The sequence below is a fragment of the Priestia sp. VA7 genome, from assembly GCF_055710015.1.
Genome location: NZ_JBVQPN010000005.1, coordinates 177,547 through 194,732 on the forward strand (window position 1 = coordinate 177,547; position 17,186 = coordinate 194,732).

19 protein-coding genes are annotated in these 17,186 nt (G+C 37.7%); 4 read left to right on the forward strand and 15 right to left on the reverse strand.

The genetic code is table 11. The features are described 5' to 3' along the window. The first annotated feature begins 238 nt into the window (after positions 1-238). Positions 239-1,729 (forward strand): betaine-aldehyde dehydrogenase, encoded by a 1,491-nt coding sequence (gene betB, locus AC0C45_RS23005; protein ID WP_237893124.1) that lies wholly within the window; start codon positions 239-241, stop codon positions 1,727-1,729. Between the two features lie 21 nt (positions 1,730-1,750). Next, entirely contained in the window at positions 1,751-2,953 is a 1,203-nt protein-coding gene (locus AC0C45_RS23010) for an iron-containing alcohol dehydrogenase (RefSeq protein ID WP_171776518.1), read from the forward strand. Positions 2,954-2,995: 42 nt separating this feature from the next. Here the strand turns inward: AC0C45_RS23010 and cudC are convergent, their stop codons facing one another. The 15 genes from cudC to AC0C45_RS23085 all read right to left on the reverse strand — a co-directional run bounded on the left by cudC (position 2,996) and on the right by AC0C45_RS23085 (position 14,886). After that, entirely contained in the window at positions 2,996-3,550 is a 555-nt protein-coding gene (gene cudC / locus AC0C45_RS23015; RefSeq protein ID WP_171776517.1) for a choline uptake/conversion transcriptional regulator CudC, read from the reverse strand. Positions 3,551-3,778: 228 nt separating this feature from the next. Beyond that, complete coding sequence (gene csrA, locus AC0C45_RS23020; protein ID WP_013085431.1) at positions 3,779-4,009, reverse strand: carbon storage regulator CsrA; 231 nt, start codon at positions 4,007-4,009, stop codon at positions 3,779-3,781. 24 nt (positions 4,010-4,033) lie between these two features. Beyond that, positions 4,034-4,456, reverse strand: a complete 423-nt coding sequence (gene fliW / locus AC0C45_RS23025) for a flagellar assembly protein FliW (RefSeq protein ID WP_016765897.1) — start codon at positions 4,454-4,456, stop codon at positions 4,034-4,036. A gap of 81 nt (positions 4,457-4,537) precedes the next feature. Then, positions 4,538-5,419 (reverse strand): flagellar hook-associated protein FlgL, encoded by an 882-nt coding sequence (gene flgL / locus AC0C45_RS23030; protein ID WP_016765898.1) that lies wholly within the window; start codon positions 5,417-5,419, stop codon positions 4,538-4,540. A gap of 2 nt (positions 5,420-5,421) precedes the next feature. After that, complete coding sequence (gene flgK, locus AC0C45_RS23035) at positions 5,422-6,945, reverse strand: flagellar hook-associated protein FlgK (protein WP_257063963.1); 1,524 nt, start codon at positions 6,943-6,945, stop codon at positions 5,422-5,424. An 18-nt stretch (positions 6,946-6,963) separates the two neighbouring features. Next, entirely contained in the window at positions 6,964-7,425 is a 462-nt protein-coding gene (locus AC0C45_RS23040) for a flagellar protein FlgN (RefSeq protein ID WP_223269021.1), read from the reverse strand. Between the two features lie 21 nt (positions 7,426-7,446). Then, positions 7,447-7,701: a flagellar biosynthesis anti-sigma factor FlgM gene (flgM, locus tag AC0C45_RS23045; RefSeq protein WP_472928871.1), complete on the reverse strand. Its 255-nt coding sequence runs from the start codon at positions 7,699-7,701 to the stop codon at positions 7,447-7,449. A gap of 159 nt (positions 7,702-7,860) precedes the next feature. Beyond that, entirely contained in the window at positions 7,861-8,274 is a 414-nt protein-coding gene (locus AC0C45_RS23050; protein WP_237893126.1) for a TIGR03826 family flagellar region protein, read from the reverse strand. Between the two features lie 61 nt (positions 8,275-8,335). Next, on the reverse strand, positions 8,336-8,971 hold the full coding sequence (locus AC0C45_RS23055) for a ComF family protein (protein ID WP_237893127.1): 636 nt from the start codon (positions 8,969-8,971) through the stop codon (positions 8,336-8,338). Positions 8,972-9,024: 53 nt separating this feature from the next. Next, the gene (locus tag AC0C45_RS23060; RefSeq protein WP_280168762.1) at positions 9,025-10,533 is read right to left on the reverse strand and encodes an ATP-dependent helicase ComFA; all 1,509 of its coding nucleotides are present in this window, start codon (positions 10,531-10,533) and stop codon (positions 9,025-9,027) included. Between the two features lie 79 nt (positions 10,534-10,612). Then, complete coding sequence (locus tag AC0C45_RS23065; RefSeq protein WP_034648322.1) at positions 10,613-11,458, reverse strand: DegV family protein; 846 nt, start codon at positions 11,456-11,458, stop codon at positions 10,613-10,615. A gap of 106 nt (positions 11,459-11,564) precedes the next feature. Beyond that, complete coding sequence (locus tag AC0C45_RS23070) at positions 11,565-12,002, reverse strand: YaaR family protein (protein ID WP_472928872.1); 438 nt, start codon at positions 12,000-12,002, stop codon at positions 11,565-11,567. 119 nt (positions 12,003-12,121) lie between these two features. Beyond that, positions 12,122-12,553 (reverse strand): flagellar export chaperone FliS, encoded by a 432-nt coding sequence (gene fliS / locus AC0C45_RS23075; protein ID WP_237894170.1) that lies wholly within the window; start codon positions 12,551-12,553, stop codon positions 12,122-12,124. Positions 12,554-12,976: 423 nt separating this feature from the next. Beyond that, positions 12,977-13,660 (reverse strand): response regulator, encoded by a 684-nt coding sequence (locus tag AC0C45_RS23080; protein ID WP_013059772.1) that lies wholly within the window; start codon positions 13,658-13,660, stop codon positions 12,977-12,979. 77 nt (positions 13,661-13,737) lie between these two features. After that, positions 13,738-14,886, reverse strand: a complete 1,149-nt coding sequence (locus tag AC0C45_RS23085; protein ID WP_034648316.1) for a sensor histidine kinase — start codon at positions 14,884-14,886, stop codon at positions 13,738-13,740. A gap of 439 nt (positions 14,887-15,325) precedes the next feature. On the opposite strand from AC0C45_RS23085, the gene AC0C45_RS23090 reads away from it, so the two are divergent. Together AC0C45_RS23090 and AC0C45_RS23095 are read left to right on the forward strand one after the other, a co-directional pair. Further along, a complete protein-coding gene (locus AC0C45_RS23090; protein ID WP_013085443.1) occupies positions 15,326-15,961 on the forward strand; it encodes a YigZ family protein in 636 nt (211 codons plus the stop codon). Positions 15,962-16,156: 195 nt separating this feature from the next. Further along, complete coding sequence (locus AC0C45_RS23095; protein ID WP_013059775.1) at positions 16,157-17,155, forward strand: LCP family protein; 999 nt, start codon at positions 16,157-16,159, stop codon at positions 17,153-17,155. The last annotated feature ends 31 nt before the right edge of the window (positions 17,156-17,186 follow it).

Genomic DNA, 17,186 nt, shown 5'->3' on the forward strand with positions numbered 1-17,186 from the left:
TAGCTCGTACATAAAAAAACCTTTTGTATCAAGGGACATAGCAATCAGTGATTTTTTATTACTTTTTGTTAAATTTTTTCTTAATATCCGAATGATTAGTCTCTTCCAGAGAAGATAATCTAATAAATTCTGAACATTTTGATTTTTTATATTTGACTAAATTAAATAGCCGATGCTATAATTCGAATTGTTAAGAACGTTAAATATAAATTTAATAAATTCTATTATTTGGAGGTCGATGCTATTGGAACAAACACTGACGCTTGAAAAAATGCACATAAACGGCGAATGGGTTGAAGCACGCAGCGGCGAGAAAAGAGAGATTATAAATCCTTTTAATCAAGAGGTTATCGCTGTCGTTACAGAAGGAAATCGTGCTGATACTGTAGAAGCTATTGAAGCAGCTAGAAAAGCTTTTGATGCAGGTGAATGGTCTAAATTCACAGCGGCCCAAAGAGGTTCTTTACTATTTAAAGTAGCGGAAGAAATTCGTAATGATCGTGAAGAACTCGCTAAACTTGAAACCTTGAATACTGGAAAAACCCTCGTTGAAAGCCTGGCAGACATGGATGGAATTGCTGATGTCTTTCAATACTATGCTGGATTAGCAGATAAAGATGGTGGACAGATGATTGAGTCACCTAATCCCGATTCTGTTAGCCGCGTTGTCCGCGAACCTGTAGGTGTATGCAGCCAAATTACTCCTTGGAATTATCCTTTATTGCAAGCCTCTTGGAAATTGGCTCCGGCACTTGCTGCTGGGAACACAATTGTTATTAAACCAAGCGAAATCACCCCTTTAACAACTATTCATATGATGAAAATTTTTGAAAGAGTTGGCTTTCCATCAGGCGTCATTAACATTGTACTCGGCCCCGGTGCGACCGTTGGACAAGAAATGGCAGAAAGTGACTTAGTAGATTTAGTTTCCTTTACAGGCGGCGGTGTATCTGGACGTAAAGTCATGCAGGCTGCCGCAGGCAACTTTAAAAAAATCGCTCTTGAACTCGGTGGGAAAAATCCGAATATCGTCTTTGCTGACGCTGACTTTGACACTGCGGTTGACTATGCATTAAATGCGGTCTTCTTTCATGCCGGTCAAGTTTGTTCAGCTGGTGCGAGATTACTCGTTCAAGATGATATTCACGATAAATTTGTTTCAGCAGTTATTGAACAAGCCAAAAAAATTAAGCTGGGAGACGGCATGGATGAAGCCACTCAAATGGGACCCGTCATCTCAAAAGAACACCTAGCTAAAGTGGAACATTACATTGAACTTGGGAAACAAGAAGGTGCTTCTCTTGTTTTAGGAGGCAAACGTCCAACTCAAGAGTCTTTACAAAAAGGTTTATTCATTGAACCAACTATTTTTACAAACTGTCATGGAGATATGAAAGTTGTCCTAGAAGAGTCATTTGGTCCAATTATGACCATTGAGCGCTTCAACACCGAAGAAGAAGCGGTGGCACTTGCTAACGATACAATTTATGGATTAGCTGGAGCCGTTTGGACAAGTGATATGAATCGAGCTGAACGTGTAGTGAAAGCACTCCGTATGGGAACAACTTGGATTAACGATTATCATCCCTACTTCCCGCAGGCTCCTTGGGGAGGTTATAAGCAATCTGGGATCGGAAGAGAGCTTAGCCACATTGGGCTAGAAGAATATACGGAAATTAAACATATTTATACGAATACGAATCCACAGCCAATGCGCTGGTTTCAATAAAATTCAAGGGGGAATGTAAAGATGTTTATGCGATTTGAAAGAATGGAACGTTTAAAAAGTTTTGAGATGCCAACGGTTGTAAAACATGGAATTGGTGCTGTTAAGCATACTGGAGAAGAAGTAAAAAACCTAGGTGTATCTAAGGTTTTACTAGTAACAGATCCTGGTGTAAAAAAGGTAGGTTTAGCAGATCCTGTAATCGCTAGTTTAAAAGAAGCGGACGTAGACGTTATTCTATTTGACCAAGTAGAAGCCAACCCTTCTATTCACGTGGTAGCAGACGGCACAAAAATGTACAAAGAAAATGGATGCAACGGACTAGTAGCTGTTGGAGGCGGAAGCTCAATGGATACGGCAAAAGCTATTGGTGTAGAAGTAGCTCATAATGCTCCCGTCTTAGATTATGAAGCAGCTGAAGGAAAAAAATCTTTAACAAAACGTATCCCCCCTTTAACAACCATTCCTACAACTGCGGGTACAGGAAGTGAAGTCACACAATGGGCTGTCATTACGGATCCTGTTCGTGAGTTTAAGTTTAATACAGGTGGACCTTTAATTGCTGCCCACTTAACAATTATTGATCCAGAACTTCACGTATCTATGCCTTCACATATTACGGCCGGTACAGGAATTGACGCCTTAGCTCATGCAATTGAATGTTATACATGCCATTTTGCACAACCAATGACAGACTCTGTTGCTTTGTTAGCTATTGAGTACGTTGGAAAATACTTACGACGTGCAGTTGCAAATGGACAGGATATCGAAGCACGCTATGGAATGGCGCATGCAGCTATGCTCGCTGGCCTTTCATATGGAAGTGAATCTGCAGGAGCAGCTCACGCGATGGCTCAAACATTAGGAGGCATTTATCCAATTGCCCATGGCCCTTGCGTAGCAGCAATGCTAGGTCCTGTAATGGAATATAACTGGATGGGCGAGCCTGAAAAATTTGCGCGCATAGCTCAAGCTTTAGGAGTTAATACACACGAATTAACGCTTGAAGAAGCAGCTCAAGCAGCTGTTCGTGAAGTATATCAACTAGTTAAAGATGTACAAATCCCTTCTTTAGAAGAACAAGGTGTTCCAAAAGAAGCGGTTTCTCGCTTAGCTCAAGAAGCATTTAATGATCCACAAACTGTTGGTAACCCTCGTGATTTAACTGTAAAAAGTTACGAATGGATTTATAATCGCTGTTTTGAAGCTACACCATTAACTGTATAAAAATGATAAAAAGGCTGTTGATTCTTCAACAGCTTTTTTTATTTACTCTTTCGCTAATTCTTCATTTAAAATATCGATGATTCTTCGGTCGTCAAAAACTTTCACTACTTTTTTCAAGAAATGATAATAATTTTTGGACTCTATAATCTGCGCTAAATTACGCTTTGCTTTTACTGCGATCTCCTCAGGCACATCTTCATCATTTAAGAGAATCTGCAACTTGTTTCCCGCTTCTTCGATTGCCTCTAAATTAACTGAAATTTCTCTTTGCCACTTCTTACAGAAAAATGAAAAAAAGGACTTAGAAAAATCTTTTTCTGCTTCATATAAGTCTTTTCGAACACCTTTTTTCCACACTTTGTGGACCATATCAATATTTTGCAGTGAACGAATGGATGTACTCATCGTTGGTTTACTCATACCCAATTCTTCACTCATTTGATCTAATGTAACAGGCTCATCCATAAAATAAAGCATGCCATACAGCCTTCCTACTGAAGGTGTGACCCCATATAAATCCATCGTATCAGCTAAAGCGCTGACAACTACATCTTCTGCTTCTTTTAATAAATCATGATACTCTTGAAAATCACTCATTTACTCTTCTCCTCTTTTGTTAAATTTATTTGAATTATACTTAATAAATTTAATGATACATGATAAAAAGGAAAAAAACAGAAATTCAGTTCGATTTTTTTGATAAAAAAGAAGCCTTTCTCTTGAAGAGAAAGACTTAAGACATAGTGGGGAATACTATATGTTTATCTTTCCCGATTTAGATATTATTTATACCGTATATTTTTGATTATTTTCAAACTGATCGTTTTATTTCTTTTTCGGTAATTGTTTCAGCATGTCAATAGCATGTAATGTAATTTGAGAAGCACTTTTATTTTCGTTACGTATTTCTTCATAAATCTCTTGTCTATGAATATCTACAGACTTTGGAGCTTGAATTCCTAACTTTACTTGATCACCATTAACTGCAAGGACGGTCACTTCAATTTCATCACCTATTTTGATTGTTTCATTTAACTTTCGTGTTAAAACAAGCATGGACTCACTCCTTATCTATTCCTCTTACTCAAATAACCTGTGCTTCGTTTCGTAAGCTGTATTCATTAAAATCACTTGCTTAGCAAGCTGTTTCTTTGTATTAATAATAACAGGCGCCTGCAAATTAGCCGTTATCTTTTCCACCGAATTTGACATCGTAAGCAATACGTAAACAGCTGCATCTTCCACTTGTTGTAATTGAAGCTTTTCGATTTCCTGAGGTTCTAGTTGAAAATCATAATCTAAAAAAAACTGAAATGGATCCGTGATAATAAAAGCTACTTCTTTGGTTTGAATAGACTGCAGAACTTGGAAAGCTTCGGCTTCTGGAAGTGGTAAAATAACAAATTCAGTTTCTTCCAAAAAACCTGGAATCCCTTGATTGAATGTCAGTGTTTGCTGATTATCTATTTCTATATCTCCATGATAGCTTGTTGAAATTTTCATCTCATCACACCTTTGCTAATTGATTTTTTATTGTTATCTTTTTTCATTGTAAAAAAGCTCCTTCTGTTTAGAAGGAACTTTTTAACGCAAGAAATCTAGCAGCGTAGGCTGAATAATTTGAGCCCCTACTCCCAAAGCAGCACGATGCACGCTTTCTTGTACGGTTAAATCCGTAATGACTTTTTCAATATCTGCATCTTCATTATTTGAAAGCATCTTAGTAGCCGTAATTTCCTGTGAATCAAGGCGGTTTTCGATCAGCTCAAGCCGATTGCTTCTTGCTCCCAATTCAGATCGCTCCGCTAATAGCGTAGACAGCTGCGTGTCTACCTGTGTAGAAAGATCTTTTAGTGAGTTTACATCATTTTGCTCAAAAGCTGTTTGAACATTGTTCATTAAGTCAAATGCACCTTGTCCAAAAATGTTTTCAGGGTGAATATTGACTCTTAACTGGATACCTTTTGAGACTTCAACTGAAAAAGGATCCAGGTTAATATTCGATTCTATCATACCGCTTGCATTCTCACTTATAGGCGCTGTTCCTACATTTACACCGTTAAAGATATAGTTTCCTGCCACCTGCGTATTGCCTACTTGCATATAATCCAGCTTTAACTGTTCGATTTCACGTGCAATCGCTTGACGGTCATCACTTTCATTCGTACCGTTTAACCCTTGCACGACCAACTCCTTAGTGCGCTGAAGAATGGAATTGACTTGTTCAAGTCCTGATTCTGAACTATCAAACCAAGACTGTGCTTCTGTTAAATTACGTTTATATTGATTTACTTCAGAAAGATTCGAACGATAAGCCATTCCTTTAGTAGCCACTACCGGGTCATCAGAAGGACGAGTAATTTTCTTTCCCGTTGATAATTGGTTTTGAAGTGTTTCCAGCTTATTATAGCTATTGCTAATCTGTTTTAACGAATTAGCCGCTAACATTCCTTGTGTGACGCGCATCTTTACCTTCCTCCAGTTCCAAGACCGTTTACAATTTTATCAAGCATTTCATCAATCATAGTCACCATACGGGCACTAGCGTTATATGCATGCTGAAACTGAATCATATTGGTCATCTCTTCATCTAATGAAACTGCACTGATAGACTGGCGCCTTTGCTCTACAGCTCCCTGAAGGGTTTCTGAATTACTTTTTAAGCGGTTGGCTTGTTGGGCATCTACTGACATTTGGCCAATAACAGATTGATAAAAGCCATCTAGGGAAACAGCTTGATTCCTGGAATTAATAAGCACCTTTTGACGAAATTGAGACAATAGCTGAGCAGTTTTTCCATCTCCTTTGCGACCAGTTCCATCATCCCCAGAGGAGCCCGAAGAAGCAGCAGCAATATTGTTTGTGTTTTGTTTAATTTTATCAGCAATAACAATTCCAGTTGCAGCCCCTTCTTTCTGAGAAATCTCATTAAAAAAGGACATACCAGTATCACCATCTAGTGTGACACCTTGTTGGTGCTTATCATTAAACCAATTTACAAATTCATATGCCATTTCATCTAAATCATCAATCATTGAAGCGTAAACACCTGTTTTATTACCACTATTATCTATATATCCAGAAGCCTCAATTAACCCTTTAAGTTTTCCTTGAGGAAATGACTCAGGGTTCCGTATCTCATCCCCTATATGAATTTCCGTCACATAGGAATCTTGATTTGTTTTCAAACTGATGGCATTTACTTGATGAGTTTTCCCATCTAAAAGAGTAATAGGCCCCTGAGACGTTTGAAGCTGAACCGTTACCACTCCTTCTGACGTTGCAGAAGCGTTCCCGCTGCTTTTTGTATACTCTAAAGAAACCGGCATAAATTTAGAAATCTCATCCAGCAGCCGATCTCTTTCATCATACAAATCATTAGGCAAATAGCCATTCGGTTCTACGTTTTGTATTTGTTGGTTCACATTACTTATTTGCTCTAACAAAGAATTCACTTGTGTTACCGCTACGTCACGCTCGTTTTGTAAATCACTTTGAACCGTTTTTAAAGAAGTAGATAAATAAGAGAAAGTATCGCCTACTGCTTCGGCTCGTTCAATCATAACAGACCTGGCTCCTGCTTCTGAAGGGTGTGAAGCTACATCTTGAACGGACTCAAAGAATTGATTAAAAACAGCTGAAAGTCCATCTTCAGTAGGTTCATTCATAATTTCCTCCATTTTTTCAAGAGCACCAGCGCGCGCATCCCAATACCCCACTTTAATGGTTTCATCTCGATACTGGGTATCTAAAAATGTATCACGTATTCGCTCTACCGTGCTGGCTTCTACTCCCATTCCTATTTGGCCCGCAGTTCCAGTCTGATTCATCCCTGGGGCTGGATAAGCTGGGAACGTTTCTAAACTTACTCGCTGACGCGTATAGCCCGGCGTATTTGCATTAGATACGTTATGGCCAATCGTGTAAAGAGCCGCTTGTTGGGCATCCATTCCTCGTTTAGCCACCTGCAAACCATGAAATGTTGAACTCATTCTGCTTTCCTCCGTTCTTTATGCCTTCGAATTAAAAATAGAGTTTGATTGAAACGATCTATTATTTGTTTTTGTGTAATTGAACGAATCCTCTCGTTTCGATGGAACAAGAAGGTCTAGTTCGGTATGAATCAGCTGCAAAGACTGTGTAAGCAGCTGATTGTTTAAGTCATTTGCATACTTTATATCTTGAATTATATCTATTAGCTGTTTTTGAAAGGGTATCAAGATGGAGTACTCAGAGAATGAGCCTGCTATTTCTTCAATGGAGCGAGCAGCATGTCCGCTTTTTTCCATTGCTTCTATACGTTTTGTTTCCAGTGCAGAAATAGCAGCTATATGAGATTGCTCTTTTTGCAAAGAAGCCGTCAATGCCTTTACATCTTGTTTAATAATAAAGTTCGTTTTCTCTTTAACAATGACAGACAAACTTTTGTGAAGCGTTACTTGTTTTTCTAGTATCGTTTGAATTTCTTGCACGTTCAATCAATGTCAGTCCTTTTATTTTTTATAGAAATCTACAATACTTTTAGCAATTTCTTTTCCGTTAATTTCGTATGTTCCGCTGTTAATTTGCTGTTTTAGTTTCTCCAATTTTTCAAGTCTTTCTGGAGATGGTTCATTTCCCTGAAGTTTCTTCGCCTCAGATGAAATATGAATCTGATCTTGTGGATTCTTTTTAGAGACCTGTTCTGTTTTTTTTGATTGTTTTTTGTACGGATTTATTCCAAATAAGTTCGATGGGTTAATCTTCATCTCTCTCACCTCTTTTTATATTTGTATCCGTTATCTCTATTCATTATATCGGAATTTCAGCCTAAACCTTTAGCATCAGCAAAGAAGTTGAGACCATTTTCACAGTCCACCTTAAACATAGGTCTATAGATAGAGAATCTGCAAACACTCCGCACACTTTTACTCTTTTTTCCTTTCGTTAGAACGATAGGTGGGACGCGTCGGCTCTTCATTTGAACGAATTATCTCATGATTATGCTTTTCTAACCCATGTTTAATTTCTTGAGAGCATGAATGACAGAGTTTACCTTCTCGAATCTGAGCGTTGCATTGCATGCATGGATAGCTTATGTTTGGAAAGTTCGTTAGCACTAATCGACCTTGTCGAATAAATTGATGAATTAACGAATCTGAAACGCCCGTTTCTTTCATTACTTCGTAAGTCGTTGCTGTACGATTTGCTCTCTTCTTCAAGAATGAAGAAACACGTTGAAACAGAGCTTCTTCTTTGTCAAAACATGATTTACATATGTTTATTGATCCACTTTTTACAAATAAATGACCGCATTCCCTGCAATTATCTAACGTTTCCATATTCGAAACTCCTCATTTGTTTTTTATTTTACTATCGGTCAAATTTTTAAATTATACATCTTCATGCGCGAATTAAAGTGAGCGAACGAACTGAACGTGCTCCAGCTTCCTGCAAACAATTTGCCGCTTGGCGCACAGTTGCTCCTGTTGTATAAATATCATCAATCAAGAGAAATTCTTGATTCGTAACCATTGAGGAATCGACTACTTTAAATTCCAGTCTTTCTGCCAGCCGACTTCGCCTATTTTTCTTTGATTGCTTTGTTCCTGAACAGCGAACAAGAGGCATTTCTATGTTGCCACTGATCAGTTCAGCTAGCGCTAAAGATTGGTTAAACCCTCTCTCATATAATCTCTCGTCCGTTAAAGGTATAGGAACTAGTATAGCTTTTGGATTACATTCTTTTTTATAAAACTTATACCACTGCTCCTTGAATGCTTGGATAATTTCATAATCTCCTTGAAATTTAAAACGTTCTATTATGCTTTGCATAAAATCATTGTACGCATAAAGAGAACGGTTAAAAAAAGAAGCATCATTCCATTTCTGACAGTCCATACATGTGTCTAGCTCATAATGAGAAGAAGCCAGGTCTGCAAGAGAACGGCCGCATCCCCTGCAAATGCTGCTGCTGATGATGGGACATTTTTGCAAGCAAACAGTGCAAATTCTGTCCGTTGAAGAAGGTTTTAACAATGACCTCCAATCGAAAGAAGAGACAAGAGGTTCAAAACAAATCAGACATATTGTCATCGATCAACCAGCCCTTCCTTATAAGCTAGAGCATTCATATATTCAATATGCTCTTTTGCTTTTCGCATAAACAGAGACTGCCCATAATGAAAAAACACCACGTCTCCCGTTGGAAATTGAGCACTCCTCCCCACTCTTCCTGAAATCTGAACAAGAGCACTTTCAGTAAAAATCGTTTCTTCTGCTCCCAATACTGCAACATCTATGTTGGGAACCGTTACGCCTCGCTCTAATATTGTTGTCGTTACTAAAATAACGAGCTGCCCTTCTCTAAATTTCATTACTTTTTCTTTTCGCTGGGAATCTTCAGCATGGACACCGTCTACCTTTTCCGTCAGCTTCCGAATCATGTCTGTGATCGGAGCAATCCACTTAATTTGCGGGACGAAGATAAAGCATTGTTTCCCTTCATTTATTCTTTTTTTCAGCCATTTCTCAACATTAGCAGGCAAAGTATTTGTTTTCATTTTTTTCTTCCAATTGCCACACCATTCAAACCGGGGAACAGGAATAAGCATTCGGTGATAGCGGGCTGGAATTTTAACTACTTGTTTTTTACCTTGCTCAACGTCTTTTTTTAATGATTCATTTGGAGTCGCTGTTAAATAAATCTTTGATGCAGCGTGTTTAGCTGCTTTTGCAACAGCATAGTGCAGCATAGGCTCTGTCGAATACGGGAATGCATCTACTTCGTCAATAATCAGCACATCGAATGCTTGATAATAATGCAGAAGTTGATGAGTGGTGGAAATAATAAGAGAGGATTCATGAAAACGGTCTTCGCTGCCTCCATACATAGCCAGCACAGACATGTCCGGGAATGCTGATTGAATTCTTGGCTTTAACTCAATAACTACATCTGTTCTTGGAGTAGCAATACAGACTTTCTTTCCGCTGTTCAACGCTGCTTCAATACCTTTAAATAAAATTTCCGTTTTTCCTGCTCCGCAAACAGCCCAAATTAACAGCTCTTCATCCTTTTTTATAGCTTGAATGAGTTCATTTGAAGCACGTTCTTGAGCTTTAGACAGCATTCCTTTCCAATTCATCACGCTGCTTTTTGGCAGGACATTACTTGTTGGTCCTTCCCAGTTTATAAAAGGTGTGCACTCACTTACTTTCCCCATTGCAATACATGCTCGGCAATAGCAGCACTCCTGGTGACATCTACTGCATGGAAATGAAGCAAAATAAAAGGGGCTATCACTTCCACACCGGTTGCATTTATATCCGTTTTCTTTCTGGGTAAGTGCTTTTTGATAGGAAATATATCCGTTTAGATAATGTTCATGAATGAGAGATAAAGGATAGGGAGTCTGAGTTAGCAGAAGCTGCTTTCCGCTTAGAGAGCGCTGAAGATCTAAAGAGTAGGGGTATGAAGGATTTAAAGGTGGAGTTCTCCACATATCGAGTTTTGAGAGAGGAAAAGCAGCTGGGCTAGGCACTTGAACGGGATTTAGCAATTCTTGTTTAACAGTAAAAAGCATATCTTCATTCCTTTCCATGTTTATCGTACACATCTATATACGCAAAAAAAGGTGTTTTTTCCTGCAAAAAAACCAAATCAAATGATTTGGTTTTCGATTACTTTTTATACCAGCCTATACCGATGGCACCTTCACCTAAATGCGTGCCAATCACAGCGCCAAAATAAGAAAGACTCCATTCAATATGAGGATATTCTTGTTCTAAGTCTCGTTGAATTTCTTTTGCTTCATTTTCACGATTAGAATGAATAACTACAGCTTTCATAGGTACATTTTCTTTTGCATCCTCATCAAGAAGCTCCGTGATTCGTTTTAACGCTCGCTTACGCGTACGAATTTTTTCAAATGGAACAATTTTTTTAGATTCAAAATGCAGCACTGGCTTTACTTGAAGCAGACTGCCGATAATAGCCTGAGCAGCATTTAGGCGACCTCCACGCTGCAAGTGAGATAAATCATCTACCATAAAATACGCACGCATTGATAGTTTCATCTCTTCAAAACGCGCAATGATTTCGTCAGGATGTTTATTTAATTGGACCATCTCGGCTCCTTCAATCGCATAAAAGCCTTGAACCATACAGCTGATTTCTGAATCAAATACGTGCACGTCAAAGTCTTCTACCATGCTACCTGCCGTCAAAGCTCCCTGATACGTTCCGCTAATTCCACTAGATAACGTAATAACGATAGCAGCATCGAATTGATCTCGTTTTAACTGTTCAAACAACTCTACAAATTCTCCGATAGCAGGCTGAGAAGTGGTTGGAAGATTTTTTGCTTCTTTAATTTTTTCAAAATATTGATCTGCAGTCATATCTACTTCTTCACGATATGTTTCTTCACCGAAAATAACGCTTAGCGGCACCATATGTATATGATAGTTTGATTGAATTTCCTCTGATATATAGGCGGTACTATCTGTAATAATTGCTGTTTTCATAAGATAGGGATCCATCCTTTGTTATATAAAATAATTTCACTCTATTCTACAACATTTAGAATTAAAATGCATGTAACGAGAGGTTTACCTATTAGTAAAAGCTCCCTCACGTATACATATCGATTAACAAACCTTGAATTTCTCCAACCCGCTTGAGTAAATTTAAACTGTCTTTTTCTTTTTGAAGGATATCATTTGTCAAGTCAACTAGTTTCGTATCCACTTCTTTCATTAACTTATATACTTTAGTCGTTCCTCTATGATTAAATCCTCTTTCTTCATGAAGTTCAAAACCATTTTTAACGGCTTCGTTCATAAACTGCTTCACAAGCGTCTTGTATTTCCGCAAAGAATCAATAGTTTGACTTTTCACTAACTGCTTTCCCTGTTCTTCAATTTTATTTATCACTTGAGTTAAATGTTCATAGGTTAGTTCGTTTTGTTTCTTGGCCATTACTCCTGTAAATGAAACCGAACCACTTACTTCTTTTTCTCTAATGAGATTCATGGAAGAAGAAAGACTGTTAATTCGCTGTACCTCCACTATGTATCTCTCCTTTCTCTGTTAGTATACACTCCATTCAATTTAGACTTTTAGATATGCTAGCTGGATTAGCTGAAAGTTTCGAGAGGCATCTGATGCGTGGATATGATGATTCCCCTTTAGCTAACAGTGATGCTTATGTGCTGTTCATAAGAAGACAGCTTGTTTTTTTGGAGCGAAGAGGTAACTTTAGGCGTCGCTTTTAACACTTCATTCCAAGCGTTAGAAAGCTGCTTCATCATTTGTTGAACTTCACATAAAATAAACGTATCTTTTTTAAAATTAGCCATAATTAATCGCTCAGACATATAGTTGTACAGGGTATCTAACTGCTCTGCAATGATACCTGCTTGATATGTTAAGCCAATTCCTAGCTGATATAAAATATCGTTGCACTGTTTAATTTTTTCATTCGCTGTAAAATAATCGCTGTGTTGAATTGCTATAACAGCTTCATCAATATTTTGAATAAATTTTTCATACATCATAGCTGTTAGCTCTTGCGGAGATTTATGATAGATTAATTCTTCCGTTATAAAATTCAGCTTCATCACCTTCTTGTCTTCTTTAAATCAGTTTTCTGTTTATTTCACTAAAAGCTAACTTATAAATTTTTTAAAGGACACCAGTTGAGGTTTGAATAAATTTTTCTAAGACCTCATATGTATCTCAATGTATTAAAGACCTTTTCTTACAAGAGCATGCATCAACTTGATGGACATTATTTTGAGGTATGGATGCTTTCGTCGAAGGGTGTAGGATCCTTAAGATTCCCTTTATGCTTAAGCGAAGTTAAAGGACGAGTAAATGTGTAAAGGTATCACCCTTTGCCTTCCTAAAAGATATTTTCTCCCCTTAACTTATCGGTTGTTTTACTCTCTCATTAAACATGCCTTTTTACCTACAATTTCAAAAAAATTTATAAAAAGAAAAAAAAAGTCCGATATACCTAGTGGTATATCGGACTTTTGAACTTATCTTACTTCTACCCACCCGTTTTTGATTGCCACAACGACAGCTTGAGTACGATCATTTACATTCATTTTTTGCAAAATATTACTCACATGGTTTTTAACGGTTTTCTCACTAATATATAATGCTTCTCCGATTCCTCGGTTACTTTTACCATCAGCTAACAGTTGGAGCACTTCGCACTCACGACGTGTTAACAAATGTAGTGGACGGCGAATCTCAATTGGTTCGTGCGGATAAGAAGACGATTGTCCTTGAGCTGCTAGTCGACGGTACTCTTTTACTAAACTATGCGTTACTTTCGGGTGTAAATATGAACCACCTTCTGCAACTACTTTCACCGCCTCAATTAACGCATCCGCATCCATTTCTTTTAGCAGATAGCCTCGTGCACCTGTTTGTAAGGCGTGAGTTACATATGTCTCATCATCATGGATAGATAAGATAATAACTTTAGCGTCCGGATTTACTTCTACAAGCTTTTTCGTAGCTTCTACACCATTTACAGCCGGCATGTTAATATCCATGATTACAACATCAGGTTGATGTTCTTCTACAAGGTCAATAACTTCGCTACCGTCGTCACCTTCTGCAACTACTTCAAAATCTTTTTCGAAATCTAAAATTCTTTTTACTCCTTCACGGAATAATTGGTGATCGTCGATTATGATAATTCTTGTCTGCATGTTTGATTCCTCCCCAAATCGAACAACAAATGTTTTACTCTATATTGACCCCTATTTATATACATATCTCTGCCTTTTTAAGCGGCTATAATCGGTACTTTAATCATAACAAGCGTGCCTTGGTTAATTTTCGAATGAACAGAAATAGTCCCATCTAACAAATCAACACGCTCTTTCATTCCTATTAAGCCGAACGAATTCTCTTTTTTCTCTTCTTGATTAAAACCGCAGCCGTCATCTTTGACAAGCAAAATAGCGTATTCATTGTTGAACTCTATCTTCACTTGGATTTCCGTCGCGTCTGCATGTTTTAATGCGTTCGTTACAGCTTCTTGCACTAAGCGAAACAGTGCTACTTCTAATTTTGAAGCAGTTCGCTTCTCTTGTCCAATGGAAATAAACGTAATCCGAGGCTTGCCTTCGTTATAATCTTCGATTGTATCAAGATATTTACGCAGCGTCGGAATTAGACCTAAGTCGTCAAGTGCCATCGGTCTTAAATCATATATAATTCGACGCACTTCGTATAGGGCAGAACGAACCATTTTTCTTAAATCCCGAATTTCCTCCATTGCTTCTTTTGCACTACGTTCCCGGTAAATTCGGTCAATTAATTCCGATCTCATCATAACATTTGCAAGCATTTGAGCTGGGCCGTCATGAATCTCTCTTGACAAACGTTTCCGTTCCTCTTCCTGAGCTTCAATAATCCGAAAGCCAAAATACTCTTTTTGAATGGCATCTTCTACTATTTCCCCTACTTGTTTTAAATCACTTGTTAAATAATTTAACACAACGGAAATTTGACCTACTAGGTGATCTGCACGTTTAATCGTTTCTTCTAATGTAAGCAAGCGTCTTTCTAGTTCATCTCGACGATTACGCAGCTGATATTCGCTTTGCTGATTCATCAGCAGCTTGGTTTGTAATTCGTGTGCTTTTTCATAAGCGTCTTTTACTTCAGGCTCTGAATAAATTTGAAAATGTCGGCTCACATCAGACAAACGCTTTCGAGCCAACCTTGCCTGGGTTTCCAATTTATCGCCTTGCTCTATCGTCTCAAGAACTTTCCCTTTTAACACTTCTAACTCTTCTTTTATTTGCTGATATTCTTGTCTGGCATCTTCAGAAAGACGATAGACTTCATTTTTACTATCTCCCACTGTGCCAATAATCTTCTCAAAAATTTCATCAAGTGCCTTACTTGTTAATTTATGTTTCGACATTTACTCACCCCAAACTATACTCACATTCGGAGAAATGTCTATACGTTCATGCTATATATAGTATTCGTATGACCTATCTGAATTGTGAGGATAAGATCCATATTTTCTCCCTATCTGACTTTTTATATCCAAAAAGTAACGGTTGTTTTTAGTACCCTCAAACTCGACATCAATCGACGCTTGACTCGTGTTATTTGAATAGATTACCATTTACGCTCACTCTTCAACAGTGACTAACTGCCTGTTTAAACCATTTCATTATTTAGCTATACAAGCCTGCACACTCTTTTATTATAACGTATATTCTGTATAGCTTGTTCAAGTGAGGTTGAATTTGATTAATTGATGTCTTTTCATAAACATTTTATACTAATAGCAAGTAAACAGTACGTAAATACCCGTTTTTCTTCTATTTATAACGCTAAGGAGGATTTTTTGATTGTTATCACAATATTATACCGTAAAACAAGAAGGTTCACATGAAATCACTATTCAAAAATCTAGATTCATTTGTCATATGAAACGTGTAACAACTGAGGAAGAAGCTCAGCAATTTATTCAAGACATTAAAAAACAGCACTGGAATGCTACTCATAACTGTTCAGCTTACCTAATTGGAGAACGAGATCAATTTCAAAAAGCAAACGATGATGGAGAACCAAGTGGAACAGCAGGCGTACCAATGTTAGAAGTGCTTAAAAAAAGAGGCTTAAAAGATACGGTGGTCGTCGTTACGCGCTATTTCGGAGGCATTAAATTGGGCGCAGGTGGCTTGGTGCGCGCATATGGGAAATCTGTTTCCGAAGCGTTAAATGAACTAGGTACAGTCAAACGAACTCTCATGGCGGTTATGCATACAACCGTCGACTATACATGGCTTGGAAAATTAGAAAATGAACTTCGCAGTTCCGTTTATCTATTAAAAGAAATCCACTACGCAGATATGGTAGAAATTGAAACATTTGTAGAGGAAGCTCAAACAGAAGCATTTACTGAATGGATGACTGAGCTAACAAACGGCCAAGCAGATATTCGAGCAGGTGAGACGACCTATTTAGAAGAAGATGTAGAATGAATTATTTACTCTTATTAAAAAACATTGTACAATTGATAAATAGCGCAACTATTCTGATGGTTGCGCTACTTGTCAATGAGTAAAAACCTCGTACAGATGCATAGCTTTGACGAGTTTGATTCATACATTCCAATTTATAACACATACTAATTGTCACAATAAGTGTTCGAATATACGAATAAAAGGAGAAACCGTATGGCTCAATATAGACGTTTTCAAAAAAGAGTAAACAAACGGAAAAGAAAACGAAGGCTTTTTACATTTTTTCTGTTACCTATCCTTATTTTAGGGCTTTCTGCGACTGCTTATGGCTCTTATTTGTTTGTTAAAGCTAAAACAGTAGCTTCTGATTCTTATGAAGGACTCGGAGATCGCGATAACTCTCCTATGCGTGATCGTAAAATCGATCCCAAAAAAGATGATATATCCATTTTATTTATGGGCGTAGATGATAGTGAAACCAGGAAATTCGGGAAATCAGCCCGTACGGATGCTTTAATTTTGGCGACCTTTAACGAAACCAATAAAACCGTAAAGCTTGTAAGCATACCTCGAGATTCGCGGGTTTATATACCTGAAGTGAACAGAAAAGATAAAATTACTCATGCGCATGCTTACGGAGGTCCAAAAGCAACTGTAGAAACGGTAGAACAGCTGTTTAATGTCCCCGTTGATTACTATGTTAAAGTGAATTTTAAAGCTTTCACAGACATTGTAGACTCACTTGGGGGAATCGATTTTGATGTACCTTATGCGATGAGTGAAAAGGACTCAAAAGATCGTCATAATGCTATTGTCTTAAAACCAGGAAATCAACATTTAAATGGCGAAGAAGCGTTAGCTGTTGCTCGAACACGAAAACAAGACAACGATATTGAGCGAGGAAAAAGACAACAGCAGTTGATTGAAGCCATGATTAAAAAAGCTGCTTCCATTGGATCACTAAATAAATATGGAAATCTTATCGAAGCTGTTGGCGATAATATGAAAACGAATTTAATGTTCGGTGAAATGCTTTCGTTTTATGATTATGCTTCGAAAAAAGTAGACATCGAAACCATTAACTTAGACGGCAGCGATGAAAAAATTAACGGCGTGTACTACTTTAAACTAGACAATGATTCAGTAGAAAAAGTAAGTGAAAAGCTCCGCAAGCATTTAGGCATTGAATCAACTTCAGATACAACAGAATAATTAAAAAGACCTCTTGGATATCCAAGAGGTC

Coding starts and splice junctions, on each gene's coding strand:
- flgM (WP_472928871.1), bottom strand. CDS start 7,701: ATGAAGATTAACCCATCGAACTTATTTGGAATAAATCCGTACAAAAAA.
- AC0C45_RS23010 (WP_171776518.1), top strand. CDS start 1,751: ATGTTTATGCGATTTGAAAGAATGGAACGTTTAAAAAGTTTTGAGATG.
- fliW (WP_016765897.1), bottom strand. CDS start 4,456: ATGAAAATTTCAACAAGCTATCATGGAGATATAGAAATAGATAATCAG.
- flgL (WP_016765898.1), bottom strand. CDS start 5,419: ATGCGCGTCACACAAGGAATGTTAGCGGCTAATTCGTTAAAACAGATT.
- betB (WP_237893124.1), top strand. CDS start 239: ATGCTATTGGAACAAACACTGACGCTTGAAAAAATGCACATAAACGGC.
- flgK (WP_257063963.1), bottom strand. CDS start 6,945: ATGAGTTCAACATTTCATGGTTTGCAGGTGGCTAAACGAGGAATGGAT.
- AC0C45_RS23080 (WP_013059772.1), bottom strand. CDS start 13,660: ATGCAGACAAGAATTATCATAATCGACGATCACCAATTATTCCGTGAA.
- cudC (WP_171776517.1), bottom strand. CDS start 3,550: ATGAGTGATTTTCAAGAGTATCATGATTTATTAAAAGAAGCAGAAGAT.
- csrA (WP_013085431.1), bottom strand. CDS start 4,009: ATGCTTGTTTTAACACGAAAGTTAAATGAAACAATCAAAATAGGTGAT.
- fliS (WP_237894170.1), bottom strand. CDS start 12,553: ATGAAGCTGAATTTTATAACGGAAGAATTAATCTATCATAAATCTCCG.
- AC0C45_RS23050 (WP_237893126.1), bottom strand. CDS start 8,274: ATGGAAACGTTAGATAATTGCAGGGAATGCGGTCATTTATTTGTAAAA.
- AC0C45_RS23065 (WP_034648322.1), bottom strand. CDS start 11,458: ATGAAAACAGCAATTATTACAGATAGTACCGCCTATATATCAGAGGAA.
- AC0C45_RS23060 (WP_280168762.1), bottom strand. CDS start 10,533: ATGGAAAGGAATGAAGATATGCTTTTTACTGTTAAACAAGAATTGCTA.
- AC0C45_RS23085 (WP_034648316.1), bottom strand. CDS start 14,886: ATGTCGAAACATAAATTAACAAGTAAGGCACTTGATGAAATTTTTGAG.
- AC0C45_RS23095 (WP_013059775.1), top strand. CDS start 16,157: ATGGCTCAATATAGACGTTTTCAAAAAAGAGTAAACAAACGGAAAAGA.